The 14,168-nt window shown below is 31.3% G+C and carries 15 protein-coding genes; 10 read left to right on the top strand and 5 right to left on the bottom strand.

The window, feature by feature from the left end:
* Window positions 1-284: 284 nt before the first annotated feature.
* From HMPREF2576_RS01770 to HMPREF2576_RS01760, 3 genes are all read left to right on the top strand, one after another.
* A complete protein-coding gene (locus tag HMPREF2576_RS01770) occupies window positions 285-707 on the top strand; it encodes an SA0632 family lipoprotein (protein ID WP_001832142.1) in 423 nt (140 codons plus the stop codon).
* A 131-nt stretch (window positions 708-838) separates the two neighbouring features.
* Window positions 839-1,135: a hypothetical protein gene (locus HMPREF2576_RS01765; RefSeq protein WP_001832178.1), complete on the top strand. Its 297-nt coding sequence runs from the start codon at window positions 839-841 to the stop codon at window positions 1,133-1,135.
* A 125-nt stretch (window positions 1,136-1,260) separates the two neighbouring features.
* On the top strand, window positions 1,261-1,809 hold the full coding sequence (locus HMPREF2576_RS01760) for a GNAT family N-acetyltransferase (RefSeq protein ID WP_002470594.1): 549 nt from the start codon (window positions 1,261-1,263) through the stop codon (window positions 1,807-1,809).
* Between the two features lie 298 nt (window positions 1,810-2,107).
* Here HMPREF2576_RS01760 and HMPREF2576_RS01755 read toward each other — a convergent pair whose 3' ends face one another.
* From HMPREF2576_RS01755 to HMPREF2576_RS01745, 3 genes are read right to left on the bottom strand one after another with little or no spacing between them, the layout of a single operon-like run.
* Window positions 2,108-2,674, bottom strand: coding sequence for an LOG family protein (locus HMPREF2576_RS01755; RefSeq protein ID WP_001832158.1), 567 nt, complete (start codon window positions 2,672-2,674; stop codon window positions 2,108-2,110).
* Between the two features lie 10 nt (window positions 2,675-2,684).
* On the bottom strand, window positions 2,685-3,134 hold the full coding sequence (locus HMPREF2576_RS01750; protein WP_001832102.1) for a YaiI/YqxD family protein: 450 nt from the start codon (window positions 3,132-3,134) through the stop codon (window positions 2,685-2,687).
* Window positions 3,135-3,136: 2 nt separating this feature from the next.
* The gene (locus HMPREF2576_RS01745) at window positions 3,137-3,817 is read right to left on the bottom strand and encodes a hypothetical protein (protein ID WP_001832119.1); all 681 of its coding nucleotides are present in this window, start codon (window positions 3,815-3,817) and stop codon (window positions 3,137-3,139) included.
* 196 nt (window positions 3,818-4,013) lie between these two features.
* Here HMPREF2576_RS01745 and HMPREF2576_RS01740 point away from each other — a divergent pair, with 196 nt between their 5' ends.
* Window positions 4,014-4,478: a GyrI-like domain-containing protein gene (locus HMPREF2576_RS01740; protein ID WP_001832179.1), complete on the top strand. Its 465-nt coding sequence runs from the start codon at window positions 4,014-4,016 to the stop codon at window positions 4,476-4,478.
* A gap of 282 nt (window positions 4,479-4,760) precedes the next feature.
* Here the strand turns inward: HMPREF2576_RS01740 and HMPREF2576_RS01735 are convergent, their stop codons facing one another.
* Complete coding sequence (locus HMPREF2576_RS01735) at window positions 4,761-5,633, bottom strand: undecaprenyl-diphosphate phosphatase (protein ID WP_001832082.1); 873 nt, start codon at window positions 5,631-5,633, stop codon at window positions 4,761-4,763.
* 210 nt (window positions 5,634-5,843) lie between these two features.
* Between HMPREF2576_RS01735 and HMPREF2576_RS01730 the strand changes: the two genes are divergently transcribed.
* Both HMPREF2576_RS01730 and cydC read left to right on the top strand, forming a co-directional pair.
* The gene (locus HMPREF2576_RS01730) at window positions 5,844-7,478 is read left to right on the top strand and encodes an ABC transporter ATP-binding protein/permease (protein ID WP_002470576.1); all 1,635 of its coding nucleotides are present in this window, start codon (window positions 5,844-5,846) and stop codon (window positions 7,476-7,478) included.
* Window positions 7,475-9,169 (top strand): thiol reductant ABC exporter subunit CydC, encoded by a 1,695-nt coding sequence (cydC, locus tag HMPREF2576_RS01725; protein ID WP_002502812.1) that lies wholly within the window; start codon window positions 7,475-7,477, stop codon window positions 9,167-9,169. Before HMPREF2576_RS01730 ends, cydC begins: the two co-directional genes overlap by 4 nt.
* A 240-nt stretch (window positions 9,170-9,409) precedes the next feature.
* On the opposite strand, the gene mgrA is transcribed toward cydC, so the two are convergent.
* Window positions 9,410-9,853 carry a global transcriptional regulator MgrA gene (gene mgrA / locus HMPREF2576_RS01720; RefSeq protein ID WP_001830335.1) on the bottom strand — a complete coding sequence of 148 codons (444 nt, stop codon included), beginning with the start codon at window positions 9,851-9,853 and terminating at the stop codon, window positions 9,410-9,412.
* A 221-nt stretch (window positions 9,854-10,074) separates the two neighbouring features.
* Between mgrA and HMPREF2576_RS01715 the strand changes: the two genes are divergently transcribed.
* The 4 genes from HMPREF2576_RS01715 to HMPREF2576_RS01700 all read left to right on the top strand — a co-directional run bounded on the left by HMPREF2576_RS01715 (window position 10,075) and on the right by HMPREF2576_RS01700 (window position 14,076).
* Window positions 10,075-11,001: a CobW family GTP-binding protein gene (locus HMPREF2576_RS01715; RefSeq protein WP_001830339.1), complete on the top strand. Its 927-nt coding sequence runs from the start codon at window positions 10,075-10,077 to the stop codon at window positions 10,999-11,001.
* 21 nt (window positions 11,002-11,022) lie between these two features.
* Window positions 11,023-11,316, top strand: coding sequence for a hypothetical protein (locus tag HMPREF2576_RS01710; RefSeq protein WP_001830319.1), 294 nt, complete (start codon window positions 11,023-11,025; stop codon window positions 11,314-11,316).
* Between the two features lie 128 nt (window positions 11,317-11,444).
* Entirely contained in the window at window positions 11,445-12,386 is a 942-nt protein-coding gene (gene mdh, locus HMPREF2576_RS01705) for a malate dehydrogenase (RefSeq protein ID WP_070856340.1), read from the top strand.
* A gap of 133 nt (window positions 12,387-12,519) precedes the next feature.
* Window positions 12,520-14,076, top strand: a complete 1,557-nt coding sequence (locus HMPREF2576_RS01700; protein WP_002438863.1) for an SLC13 family permease — start codon at window positions 12,520-12,522, stop codon at window positions 14,074-14,076.
* The last annotated feature ends 92 nt before the right edge of the window (window positions 14,077-14,168 follow it).

Genomic DNA, 14,168 nt, shown 5'->3' with positions numbered 1-14,168 from the left:
AAAAGGGCTATTAGACAAAATTATAGGAATTGTAAATCTTTTTTCTATTTCACACAAACGTCGTTTAATTTTGATAAAATAGCGCGAATGATATCATAACTAAAAAGATAACTTTAATAAAAGTAAAACTTTTATAAATAAAGAGTAAATAATTTACCATTAAATATATATGTTACTTTGTGAAATTAAATGTAATGAAATGATATTTTATGTTAAAAAATGATTAAATCAAAAAACCATGTTAAAATAAAGAGTATCGATAAGTAACTACAAAGGAGTCTATCATGAGAAAATGGTTAACCTTACTATTAATTACAACATTGGTGTTAACTGCATGTGGTAAAAGTAACGAAAAAGCTTCTTTAGAAAAAAGCATTGATCAGTTGAAAAAAGAAAATAAGGATTTAAAAAAACAGAAGAAAAAGTTACAAGAGCAAAAGGATAAGCTTAAACACAAACAGGATAGTCTCCAAGAAGATGTAAATGACTTGCCTGCTAAAAGCACATCCCGAGATAAGAAAAATAAAGATAATCATGATGCAAAAGAAAAGTCTTCAGATAATCAATCGACATCTGCTAATCATGATGATCAAACTAACAAAATAAAAAGCAATCAAGATGAACATGACAGTCAATCCTCTAAACCACATACACAGCAGAAGCCCTCACAGAATGATAGAAAAAATAATCATCGACAAGAACGATAGGTAGTTATTCCTAACGTTTAAATACGAAACGGGAAGGGTATTATATGTTGCGAATAGGTATTAGTGAGTTTAACAAACATTTAGATTGGAAGATAGCGAATAGTTGATAGCTTTAAGAGGAGAGAAGAACGATGCATGAACAAGATTTTAATATTCTAGAAGGTAAAAAGATGACATTAGTAGAATTAGGTCGTGAGTTAGAGAATCTAACTGGTCGTACTATTAAAGATACAACAAGTGATATTAAACGAGTCATTGCACATTTGCCTAACTTTGAATCAGATACAGATACATTTGTAGCAACATACCACCTTAATCATCAAAATGATTTTATTGATGCAACATTTGTTGCACCTAAAAATCAAAGTGATCGTTTGAAAGAAATACCGGTACACATTAAGTTGATTAGTTATATTTCTAAAAACTAATAAATATAAAAAAGAATATATGTTTAAATAACGCGATATGAGTAGAGTTAAAAACTTCATAACGCGTTAATTTTATATTAAAATATAGGCAAAATAAGCATTTTCGATTAAATGGAGTGTTTAAGATGGTTATTTATATTGAAACTGAACGTTTAAACTTAAGAGATTGGGAAACCAAAGATTTATTACCTTTTCAAAAAATGAATGCTAATACGCAAGTACGTAGATACTTCCCTAGTTTACTTAGTTATCGTCGTTCTGAGATAGACATGGAAAATATGGATAGCATAATACAAGAGAGTGGCCTAGGTTTATTTGCTGTAGAGTTGAAAGAGACGGGAGAATGGTTAGGGTTTATAGGTGTGAATTACGTTTCAAAAGATAGCCAGTACCCTTTTAAAGAGTTACCGTTTTATGAAATAGGTTGGAGGCTAATTCCAGAAGTATGGGGAAATGGTCTAGCTACAGAAGGGGCAGAAGCCGTAATGAAATATGCTAGAGATAAAGGAATTAAAGAATTATATAGTTTTACTTCTGAAAATAATTTGCCTTCTAGAAAAGTCATGGAAAAATTAGGAATGACTTTTTTAGACAATTTTGAATATCCGAATCTTAGTAAATACCATCCCCTTAAACGTCATGTAAGATATTATAAAGAGCTACTTCCTTCTTGAAAGGAAAGTTAGTAGTTCTTGTACAAATGAAATTGTGATTCATAAAAGCACCTTCACGGATGGGGATTTGTAGTTTTTGTATAATTGGAAATGATAATCCATATAATAAAGAACTTGAAAATAATAAGTCAATAATATAAACTACAAAGTTATTAAATAATAAATGATTATGTTTATTTGATACTTAATTTTAAGATAGATTTTAATAAACATGAAAGAGTTTAATAGTTTTATTGAAAAATACCCACAAATGTTTCTTTAGATGAAATCATTTGTGGGTTCTCTACCTTTTACTTTATTAATCGTATGTACGTACACCAAGTGGTTTGTAATGTTTAAGTCCTTCGATGAGTGATTCTTTAGTATCATATAAAGGTGCAAGCTTTTGATATTTCTCATCAATAAATCCTTCTTTAATCATATGGTCGATTAAGTGTTGTAGTGGCTCAAAGAATCCATTTAAATTAAATACACCTATAGGCTTTTGGTGTATACCAATTTGAGCCCAACTATACATTTCAAAAAATTCTTCTAATGAACCAGCACCGCCTGGAGCCATAATAAAAGCATCGGCAAGTTCAGTCATTTTATTTTTTCGTTCATGCATAGAATCTACTAATATAAGCTCACTTACTTTTTGGCTTGTTATTTCTCGTTCATCTAACATTTTAGGCATGACACCGATAGCTTTACCGCCATGCTCAAGTATGCCATCTTGAATAGCTCCCATAATGCCGACTGATCCTGCTCCGAATACAAGCTCGTATCCTTGTTCAGCCATATATTTTCCTAATTCGTATGCCTCTTTAACATAAGAGGGGTTTTTCCCTTTACTTGCACCACAATAAACAGCAATTCTTTTCATAATATGCCTCCTATATTTGATTAATGATTTTTCTAAAAGCATGCTCGAATTTAAGTCTATCCTCTGTTGTGAAGGGAGGAGGGCCTTTGTGACGACCACCTCGTCTTCTTATTTGAGCATTTAGATATCTTTGATCTAATAAGCTTTGGATGTTGTTTGAGTGATAAATATTTCCTTTATGATGCATGACAGTATGTACTTTGTCTATCAGTAGACTAGCAAGTCCATAATCTTGTGTGATGACGATATCATTATTGCTAGCAAGTTCGACTATTTTATAGTCTACCGCATCGGGACCGTCATCAACGTATACAATTTTTACATGTTCGGGTTGTATTTGTTGTGAAAAATGGCTAAAACTTCTTAAAATTGTAACAAAAATGCCTGTCCCTTTCGTCAATTCAATGACAGAATTAACAACAGGACAAGCATCTCCATCTATAATTACGTTAGTCTTCATGGTTAAGAATGATTTGATTCCTTATGTTGTTTTACGACACTGTCAGCCACGTAATTTTCATATTTTTTAAATTCTTTTTTTCTAGCTTTCTCTGCTTCTTCACGCTGTTTTTGTTCTTCTTTATGACGTTTTTCAATATTCTTTTGAAGCTTTTTATCTAATTTTTTAATATCTTTACGATTATCTTTTTCTAGTTTTTCGCCTTTTTTCTCAATTTCGTGATCTATTTTACCAGGAGTTAAGCCAACTTGCTCTTCGTATTTTTGAGTTTTTTTCATGTCTTTAATACGTTGTTTCTGATTAGCTTCACGTTGTTTTTGTTCTTCTTTATGACGTTTCTCAATATTCTTTTGAAGCTTTTTGTCCATTTTGTCTGCTTCTTTACGATTTTGTTTAGCTAATTTTTCGCCTTTTTTCTCAATGTAGGCTGGATCATTTTCCTTCGCAATTTTCTTCAATTCACGCTTATTATCAAATTCTTGCTTTTTATCTCCTACGTACTCTTTGACATCTGAAGCTTTATTTGAAATTGCAGAAGTTGTTTTTGAAGTAGCTTTAGATGTAGCATTAGTTACTTTCTGTACATCTGGATGTTCTTTAATACGCTTACGTTCAGTTACTAATGGTACGATAACGATTGGTAATACATTGATAAGTGTTTTAATGAGTTTCTTTTTGTCCATACACGTTGCCTCCATAACTTTTACTATTCTTTTTCATACCCTATGATACATGAAAATAAACGATTGATACTAGTTGAATGGTTGAAAATAAAATTTTCATATTAACATCATAAAGCGCTTTATTGTATAACAAAATTTTAAAATTTATGTTGAAAAAAATTTTAACTCGGGTTACTTTCTCAGTGGAGGCGATAATATGAAATATAAGATTGAAAAATTGGATGACAGTAGCGTCGTTTATATGAGAATGATAGGTACTTATCAAAGTGATAAAAACTTTGAAATGATGAAGACTTTTAAGCATTGGATTCAGACTAATCATTATTGGAAATATGTTGAGAAATACGGTGTGTTAGGTATAGCATTAGATAATCCTCTCCACGTTCAAAGTAATCAATGTAGATATGACGTTGTTTTGAGAATAGATGAAACAGTAAATGATCAGACAATATCTAAAAGAGATTTTACAGGTGGCATATATGCTGTGTTTAAAGTTAGTCATACAAAAATAAATATAGAGAAGTTCTTTAGCAATTTAGAAAATATTTTAAATGAAAGTCATTTGCGTATGAGAAATGAACCAATTATAGAGAGATACATTGAAGAAGAGGGAACAGATAAAGTGTGTGAAATGTTAGTGCCTATCTATGAAGTAAATTAAAAAACATAGACAATTTCGATAATTTTAGTATTCATACTAAAAACCTTTATAGCAACAAAACACATTTTATTTATAATAAAGAAAATATAAGTTTAATAAAAAAACTCCCACCTGTCTGGCGAGAGTTTAATGATTGGTAACTTTCATTACCTAGTAAAATCTGGAACATCTTACAATATTTCAATTTTATACGTAATGATGATAAACAAACTGAAGATAAGTTGATATACAATCATTTCTATAATATTGAAATAGACTAACGTATTTCATACGTGCGTTTTATTAAATTCCTTTGCCAATACCGAATCCGAAGTATAGGATTGCTATAAAAATAACTAAGACAATTCTATAAATAGCAAAAGGTACTAACTTAACTTTATTAATTAAGTGTAAGAATGTTTTAATTGCAATTAATCCAACAATAAATGCCGCTAAAAATCCTAAAATGTAGAATGGTATGTGTGCTAAATGAATATACTCATAATGTTTTAGTAAAGATAATCCACTTGCAGCTAACATAATTGGTACCGACATAATAAAAGTGAAATCAGATGCAGCTTTATGATTCAATTTCATAAGAACACCTGTTGAAATCGTTGAACCGGATCTACTAAATCCAGGCCACATAGCTATTGCTTGAGAGATACCAATGACAAATGCTTGGAAATAATTAATTTGATCTACTGTTTGAGGATGCTGAACAGTTTTAGAATACTTATCAGCTATAATCATATAAATGGCACCTATAAATAAACCAATTAAGACTGTTGGTACACTAAATAAGTATTTTTCAATTAAATCATCAAATAAAAATCCTAAAATCCCTGCTGGGACCATACCTACTAATACATGTATTAAATTCAGACGTCGTGGTTTTGAACGTCTGTCTCCCGAAGTGGAAGGTTCAGGTTTATGTTGGCCAATATGTAAAATTTCTAAGAAGCGTTCTCTAAATACCCAGGCGGCCGCAAATACTGAACCTAACTGTATAACAACTTTAAATGTGAATGCTGATTGAGAACCGAGAAAATTAGTTGACTTTAACCACATATCATCGACAAGTATCATGTGCCCAGTAGATGAAACAGGGGCGAATTCGGTAAGTCCTTCTACGATACCTAAGATGATGCCTTTTATTAATTCAAGTAAAAACATACTTTACCCACTTTCTTATCTCTATTAATTTATTACTAGTACTCAAAATACCATATTATCATAGCATAGAAAATCATATTGATGGTGTTTACAATCTAAATACTAGACCAAAGTCTTATAAATGTATTAAGTTGTGACTAGAATTATTCTGTGAGCGAATTGATTTTAATTTTTTGTAAACACTCTATAATATATGTAGGTGATATTATTGTGAAAAAACTAACAAAAATGGTTTTAAGTTATAAATTATACCCCACACTCATGTTAATCATGAGCGTTTTTTTATCTTTTACGGTCGTTGCGCAAAACATTTCAATTTCACACTTTTTAAATCACTTACTGTATTATCAACAACAATCTTTATTATTATTGTTATCAGTTATTTTTATCTCTCTTATTTTAAGAGCAACATTTAATATGCTGATTCAATTTTTAGGAGATCATTTGGCATTTAAAGTAAAACATATGCTTAGAGAACAAGTGATTTTGAAAAAAAGTGTCCGTTCAATTGGTGAAGAAATAAATATTTTAACTGAAAGTATTGATGGTATCGGTCCGTTCTTTCAGAGTTATTTACCTCAAGTCTTTAAATCAATGTTGATTCCCATCGTTATTATTATTACCATGTGTTTTGTTCATTTACCTACTGCTATTATTATGATAGTTACCGCACCTTTTATTCCATTGTTTTATGTTATTTTTGGACTTAAAACAAGAGATGAGTCAAAGGATCAAATAACATATTTAAACCAGTTTAGTCAACGTTTTTTAAATACAGCTAAAGGTCTTATTACATTTAAACTTTTAAATCAAACGAAACAATCTGAGCAACAACTTTATAAAGACAGTACACGTTTTAGAGATTTAACAATGCGTATTTTGAAAAGTGCCTTTTTATCAGGACTTATGCTTGAGTTCATAAGTATGTTAGGGATTGGATTGGTCGCATTGGAAGCGGCTTTAAGCTTAGTTGTATTTAACCATATCAACTTTGTGACTGCAGCGATAGCGATTATTTTAGCTCCTGAATTTTATAATGCGATTAAAGATTTAGGTCAAGCATTTCATACAGGTAAGCAAAGTGAAGGTGCTAGCGATGTGGTGTTTTCATTTTTAGAATCTGAAGATAAAGCTGATTCTCCTACATTAAAAGTGGATGAGCAACAGTTTGAACAAGTTTTAATTAAGCATGTTGATTTTCAATACGCTAATAGTAATCATATGGCTTTGAAAAACATTTCTTTTTCGGTAAATAAAGGAGAAAAGGTCGCTATTGTGGGACCGAGTGGTGCAGGGAAATCCACTTTAGCTAAGTTGCTTAGTCAATCAGTAACACCCACACATGGAACACTTTCATTTAACCAAGCATCATTAAATATCGGATTTCTAAGTCAGCGCCCACATATATTTGCAGATTCTATCAAAAATAATATTGCAATGTATGATGATGAGATATGTGATGAGCAAGTGATTCAAGTGCTTGATGAAGTGGGGTTAAAAGAGAAAGTACTTTCATTAAAATATGGTATCTATACTTCTATTGGTGAAGGTGGGGAAATGTTATCAGGTGGACAAATGAGACGTATTGAGTTAAGTCGTTTATTATTATTGAAACCAGATATTGTAATTTTTGATGAACCAGCGATAGGATTAGATATTGAAACTGAAAAGGTCATACAACAAGTATTAGAGCATCATTTTTCTACAACGACAGTGTTTATTATTGCACACCGTGATTCAACCATTCGAAGTTCAGCACGGCGTATATATATCGAAAGTGGTCATCTTATAAAAGATGATTCGATAATTTCTGTTACGCGTAGTGAGGTGAAGATAGATCAATGAAATCACATATTCATTTTAGTATAGATAGAGATTTAATATGCGCTATCATGGTAGGTGTTTTAAGCGGAATTGTAACATTAGCAATGTTCTTTTTAAGTGGTTATATGATTACTCAAAGTGCGCTAGGTGCGCCACTTTATGCATTAATGATTTTAGTTGTATCTGTTAAATTGTTTGGTTTTTTAAGAGCAATTACACGCTATATAGAAAGATTACTTTCACACAAGACGACATTTACAATGTTACGTAATGTACGAGTTCAATTTTTAAAAATGCTATATCCAGTCGTTCCAGATATCTATAGAAGATTTAATTCAAGTGATCTTATTACAAAAATGATAAGCCGTGTAGAAGCTTTACAAAACATATATCTGAGAGTATATTACCCACCGATTGTAATCGGATTAACTGCAATTGTTTCAGTAATAACTATGTTGTTTTTATCTCCACTACATGCATTAGTGATTACTTTAAGTATGTTATTAACTTTATGGATTGTTCCTTGGTTAAGTGCTAAGAAAGCACGTAAATTAAAGCAACAAGTGACCCAAACGCAAAAAACATTTCTTAAAAGATATTATGATTATAAAGAAGGTCATGAAGAATTAAAACGTTTCAATCGCAGCGATGACTTCAAAAATACAGTTTCCCAGTCTTTACGACAATTTGATGATATGCAACTTAAGGAACGCCGATTTCTTTCTATTTATGACTACTTGTTAAACTTAATAGCGATGTTCTCAATATTTATGTGTTTAGTGTTAGGTGCGCAACAGATTCATGATGGTCAGCTCAATGCTATTTATATTACAAGTATTATATTGATGATATTAACTTTATTTGAACAAGCAGTACCTATGAGCAATGTGGCATATTATAAAGCAGATACAGACCTGGCACTTGAAGAGATACAAGAGGTTATTGTACCTAAGTATAAAATTCCTTCAGAACATACAAACTTAAAGCGTTCGCAAAATCTTTTATTAGAAATTAAAAATGTCACATTTAAATATGAACATCAACATCATTCTACTTTAAAACAGATTAATCTAACCATTGAATATGGTGATAAGGTGGCAATCATTGGTCCTTCAGGATCAGGTAAAAGTACTTTGCTTCATGTATTACTTGGGCTATATCAAATAGAAGAGGGAGAAGTGAGATTAAATGGTAAGGATATGAACAGTATCAATGACAATGATAAATATCAAACATTTAATGCAATGCTTCAATCTCAATATATTTTTGATGGTTCAATTCGTGATAATTTATTTTCTGAGCAATCAGATGATAACCTCAAAAAGGTTCTCGAAGATGTTGGATTAGAATATTTAAATTTAGATAGTATAGTTACGTTAGACGGTCATAATTTATCAGGTGGGGAAGCTCAACGTCTAAGTTTAGCGAGATTGCTATTAAGACCTTCGGCCGGTTTTTGGATATTAGATGAACCTACTACAGCACTAGATATTAATAATACCCAAAAAATTATAAATTTGATTGAATCCTTATCCCAAACACTCATCATAGCTACACATGATTTAGAAATACTTCCAAGATTTAATAAAATTATAGTCATGAATGACGGAGAAATAATAGAAAATGATTCATATCAAGAATTAATGCAGCATGACGGTTATTTAAAAAAAGTAATAGAAATGAATGGAAACGAAATGAAATTTTTTAATTAAATAATATATAACAAAATCCTGAGACACTAAATTTTGTCTCAGGATTTTGTTATATATTGGTAGTCGATGACTAAGATGAAAAAGAACTTGTATTCAGTCTTCTCAGTCATAGTTCTCGTTACCACAAGGAAGGACATGAATTTAATTCAAATTCTGTTCCCACCTTTGTTATATAATATGTTTGAGTGTACAGTGTATTTAAAACTTAACCTTTAACTTTAGTTTCATGACAGCAACACATTACTTTTCTTTTGTTTCGATAAATGCATCGATGACTTTACCTAATAAGCGATTAAGTTCTTTGACCTCTTCTTTAGATAAAGAAGAAGCGGTTGCAACTTTCTCAGATGCGTTGCTTAATTCGGGCCTAATCATTTCACTTTTGTCTGTTAAGTGAATAAATACTTCACGTTGATCTACTTCAGAACGTTCACGTTTGATTAAATCAACTTGTTCCATTCTCTTGAGTAATGGCGATACAGTTCCAGTATCAAGTGCTAATTCTGTAACGACCTTTTTGACGTTAACAGGTGATTCATCCCATAATATTGTTAAAACAAGAAATTGTGGGTATGTTAGATTGTACTTTTTAAAGACTTTGTTAGAATAGTAGCGATTAACTTGTCTTTGAGCATTGTACAAACTAAAGCATAGCTGCTCTTTTAAATTATGTTGTTCAGACATTAAAGTTCTCCTCCAGACATTCTATCCGTATTCTCTTTTTTTTCGGATTGGAATCCATCTATGTTGCTTGTTTTATATACAACACTATGATTCAATGTCATGCTAAAATTAAAGTATGTTTAAAGTTTAGAAGATATCTTACATTAAATCAAGTAAAAAGATAATTAAATATTTATGTTATCATATATTAAAATATTTGTAATAGTAAAGGATATATTAAAATGAAAAATAATAAAAATGAAAAGTTGAAAATCACAATCGTTAGCGGTTTCTTAGGCAGTGGTAAAACTACGTTCCTGACACATTATATTAATGAATTATTAAAAATTGATGAGAAAATAACAGTAATTATGAACGAATTTGGATCATTTGATGTAGATGGTAACCATTTGAGTGAATTAGTCAAAGTGTATCCATTGTTGAACGGTTGTGTTTGTTGTGATATGAAATCAGATTTAGTTCAACAAATTGAGATGCTCAGTCACAACCATGAAACGGACCATATTATAATAGAAGCAACTGGTATCGCGCATCCTATTGAATTGATTATGGCGTGTCAAGATCCTCGCATAGTTCAGTTTGTTGAACGTCCCCACGTTGTTAGTATTGTTGATGCACTTCGCTTTTTACAAAGACAACAGTATACTGACTCCACAAAGCGTCTCATGGAAGAACAACTCGAGGTAAGCGATGTGCTCGTCGTTAATAAATTAGATTTAATATCTGTTGAAGACAGAGATGCTTTAAAGAACCAACTTAACGAAGTAAACAAATATAGTTCAAAAATATATACTACTTATGGACAAGTTAATATCGAGGAGTTGTCACAATTTCGTGATCAATTAGTAATGACACACACACATTCTCATCACCATGGTATAAATAGTATGCAATACACATTTACAACAGCTATTGACCGACAATTATTTTACCAATTTATTTTGCGTATGCCTGATAATGTTTTAAGATTAAAGGGATATGTACAATTTAAAGATGAACCCAATGTGACATATGAGTTTCAATATTCATTTGGTATGCCGGATTATGAAGTTATTAATGGGGATTATCCGTTAACAATAGTATTGATTGGTGAACAACTTGATGTTAACAGACTAAAAAATAAACTCGATGTTTTGCAATTCTCATAAATCAAGGAGAGTATGATAAAAATGAATGAAGATAACCGTAACAAACAAATTAAATTTGAAAGAAACCTAATCACTTTTCCATATTTAGGTTTTGCCTTTATTGTTTTATTATTTAATATTTTTTATACTGATGTAAAAATTACAATGGTCTTATTTGGTCTATTCTTTGCTTACAATTTAGGAATGCTTTTTATAGCCTTCATAAGACATTTTAAACGTACACTTATATTAACCTTAATACTAACAATATTAAGTGGTATAGCATTTTTTGTACTACTTTATGTTTTTGGATTAAATCACGATATTTTTGGATAGTCAGTTATTATATAAATATTTATTTCACTTAAGTATTCAAAAGCTTTGTCATTTCAATGTTATAATTAACATGAAGTGGCAAAGCTTTTTGATTTTTAAAGAAAAAATTAAACAAGGGGGCATTGCTTATGGTCAATAGAAGAAAGATATCAATTATTGGCGCGGGACATACAGGTGGGACTCTAGCATTCATTCTTGCACAAAAGGAATTAGGAGATATTGTGTTGATTGAACGCCAGCAATCAGAGGGTATGGCTAAAGGAAAGGCGTTAGATATTTTAGAAAGCGGACCCATTTGGGGGTTTGACACATCTGTACATGGTTCAGTAAATATAGAAGCTATTAAAGATTCAGACATAGTGGTGATGACTGCAGGTATACCTAGGAAATCAGGAATGACAAGAGAAGAATTAGTTCAAACTAATGAACAAATAGTACGAGAAACTGCATTACAAATTGCAACGTATGCACCTCATTCAATAATTATTGTATTGACTAATCCGGTTGATGTTATGACATATACTGCATTTAAAGCATCAGGTTTTCCTAAAGAACGTATTATTGGTCAATCTGGAATTTTAGACGCTGCAAGATATCGAACTTTTATTGCTCAAGAACTTAACGTGTCTGTCAAAGATGTAAATGGGTTTGTTTTAGGTGGACATGGTGATACGATGTTACCTTTGATTAATAACACACACATTAATGGGATTCCAGTTAAGCATCTTATTTCTGAAGAAAAGATTGATCAAATTGTTGAACGTACACGTAAGGGTGGTGCAGAAATTGTTGCATTACTAGGTCAAGGCTCAGCATATTATGCACCAGCAACTGCTATATATGAAACTATAGATGCAATTTTTAATGATCGGAAACGGTTATTACCAAGTATTGCTTATCTAGAGGGAGAATACGGTTGTTCAGATATTTGTTTCGGAGTTCCTACTATAATAGGATATCAAGGAATAGAAAAGATTATAGAGGTAGATATGAATAATGATGAGTATCAACAACTACAACACTCTGCGCAAGCTGTGAGTGAAGTCAAAAACTCACTAAAATTCAAATAAATAATTATGAAGTTCTACATCTTAAATTGTTAGATTTTTGTGAAAATTGTGTAAAGGGTATTTTTTCGTTGATTTATAAAAGCGCTTTCTTGATATAATGAACATATATTCATAGAATAAGGAGACGATTAAAATGGCTAAAGGGGACCAATATCAAGCTCATACTGAAAAATATCATGATAAAAAGTCTAAAAAAAGTTATAAACCTGTGTGGATTATCATTAGTTTTATTATTTTAATTACAATCTTGTTATTACCCACACCAGCAGGATTACCTGTAATGGCTAAAGCAGCACTAGCTATTTTAGCTTTCGCTGTAGTTATGTGGGTTACAGAAGCAGTTACTTATCCAGTTTCTGCAACATTAATTTTAGGATTAATGATACTTTTACTAGGTTTAAGTCCAGTTCAAGATTTATCCGAAAAACTTGGAAACCCTAAAAGTGGCGACATAATACTAAAAGGTAGCGATATTTTAGGAACGAATAACGCGCTTAGTCACGCTTTTAGTGGTTTTTCAACCTCAGCCGTAGCACTTGTAGCTGCAGCATTATTTTTAGCAGTAGCTATGCAGGAAACCAATTTACATAAACGACTTGCATTACTTGTGCTATCAATTGTTGGAAATAAAACTAGAAATATAGTCATTGGTGCTATTTTAGTATCTATTGTTCTAGCATTCTTTGTACCATCAGCTACAGCACGTGCTGGTGCAGTTGTCCCAATATTACTGGGAATGATTGCTGCATTTAATGTGAGTAAGGATAGTAGACTTGCTTCATTATTAATTATTACTGCTGTACAAGCAGTTTCGATATGGAATATAGGTATTAAAACGGCTGCAGCACAAAATATTGTAGCCATCAATTTTATTAACCAAAATTTAGGACATGATGTATCATGGGGAGAGTGGTTTTTATATGCTGCGCCGTGGTCAATCATTATGTCTATAGCTCTTTATTTTATAATGATTAAGTTTATGCCACCTGAACATGATGCAATTGAAGGTGGAAAAGAGTTAATTAAAAAGGAACTTAATAAATTAGGACCAGTCAGTCATAGAGAATGGCGACTAATTGTGATTTCAGTGCTTTTATTATTCTTCTGGTCGACTGAGAAAGTATTGCATCCGATTGATTCAGCTTCGATTACACTAGTTGCTCTAGGTATTATACTAATGCCAAAGATTGGTGTTATTACTTGGAAAGGTGTTGAAAAGAAGATTCCTTGGGGGACGATTATAGTATTTGGTGTAGGAATCTCACTTGGTAATGTATTGCTTAAAACAGGAGCCGCTCAATGGTTAAGTGATCAAACATTTGGTTTGATGGGTCTTAAACATTTACCGATCATAGCAACTATTGCGTTAATTACCTTATTTAATATATTAATACATTTAGGTTTTGCAAGTGCAACGAGCTTAGCCTCTGCGTTAATACCTGTGTTTATTTCTTTGACTTCAACGCTAAATTTAGGTGATCATGCTATTGGTTTTGTATTAATACAACAATTTGTGATTAGTTTTGGTTTCCTACTACCTGTCAGTGCACCACAAAATATGCTTGCATATGGTACTGGGACTTTTACCGTAAAGGATTTTTTAAAGACAGGTATACCTTTAACGATAGTAGGTTATATTTTAGTTATCGTATTTAGTTTGACGTATTGGAAATGGCTTGGTTTAGTGTAAGTAAAAGATTTAGGTATTAAAATGATAATTATAAATGTCTCGTAAAGTTTAATATTTTAACTTTACGAGACATTTTTTATAAACTCGTGGCA

Source organism: Staphylococcus sp. HMSC063F05, assembly GCF_001837075.1.
GTDB classification, from domain to species: Bacteria; Bacillota; Bacilli; order Staphylococcales; family Staphylococcaceae; genus Staphylococcus; species Staphylococcus epidermidis.
Note: the sequence above shows the minus strand (reverse complement) of the source record. Positions and strands in the feature narration are given on the sequence as shown.

Bases quoted from the DNA above. Each gene is read 5' to 3' on its own strand.
- HMPREF2576_RS01760 (WP_002470594.1), top strand. From the start codon at position 1,261: ATGGTTATTTATATTGAAACTGAACGTTTAAACTTAAGAGATTGGGAA.
- HMPREF2576_RS01770 (WP_001832142.1), top strand. From the start codon at position 285: ATGAGAAAATGGTTAACCTTACTATTAATTACAACATTGGTGTTAACT.
- cydC (WP_002502812.1), top strand. From the start codon at position 7,475: ATGAAATCACATATTCATTTTAGTATAGATAGAGATTTAATATGCGCT.
- mdh (WP_070856340.1), top strand. From the start codon at position 11,445: ATGGTCAATAGAAGAAAGATATCAATTATTGGCGCGGGACATACAGGT.
- HMPREF2576_RS01715 (WP_001830339.1), top strand. From the start codon at position 10,075: ATGAAAAATAATAAAAATGAAAAGTTGAAAATCACAATCGTTAGCGGT.
- HMPREF2576_RS01710 (WP_001830319.1), top strand. From the start codon at position 11,023: ATGAATGAAGATAACCGTAACAAACAAATTAAATTTGAAAGAAACCTA.
- HMPREF2576_RS01750 (WP_001832102.1), bottom strand. From the start codon at position 3,134: ATGAAGACTAACGTAATTATAGATGGAGATGCTTGTCCTGTTGTTAAT.
- mgrA (WP_001830335.1), bottom strand. From the start codon at position 9,853: ATGTCTGAACAACATAATTTAAAAGAGCAGCTATGCTTTAGTTTGTAC.
- HMPREF2576_RS01735 (WP_001832082.1), bottom strand. From the start codon at position 5,633: ATGTTTTTACTTGAATTAATAAAAGGCATCATCTTAGGTATCGTAGAA.
- HMPREF2576_RS01700 (WP_002438863.1), top strand. From the start codon at position 12,520: ATGGCTAAAGGGGACCAATATCAAGCTCATACTGAAAAATATCATGAT.
- HMPREF2576_RS01740 (WP_001832179.1), top strand. From the start codon at position 4,014: ATGAAATATAAGATTGAAAAATTGGATGACAGTAGCGTCGTTTATATG.
- HMPREF2576_RS01765 (WP_001832178.1), top strand. From the start codon at position 839: ATGCATGAACAAGATTTTAATATTCTAGAAGGTAAAAAGATGACATTA.
- HMPREF2576_RS01745 (WP_001832119.1), bottom strand. From the start codon at position 3,817: ATGGACAAAAAGAAACTCATTAAAACACTTATCAATGTATTACCAATC.
- HMPREF2576_RS01755 (WP_001832158.1), bottom strand. From the start codon at position 2,674: ATGAAAAGAATTGCTGTTTATTGTGGTGCAAGTAAAGGGAAAAACCCC.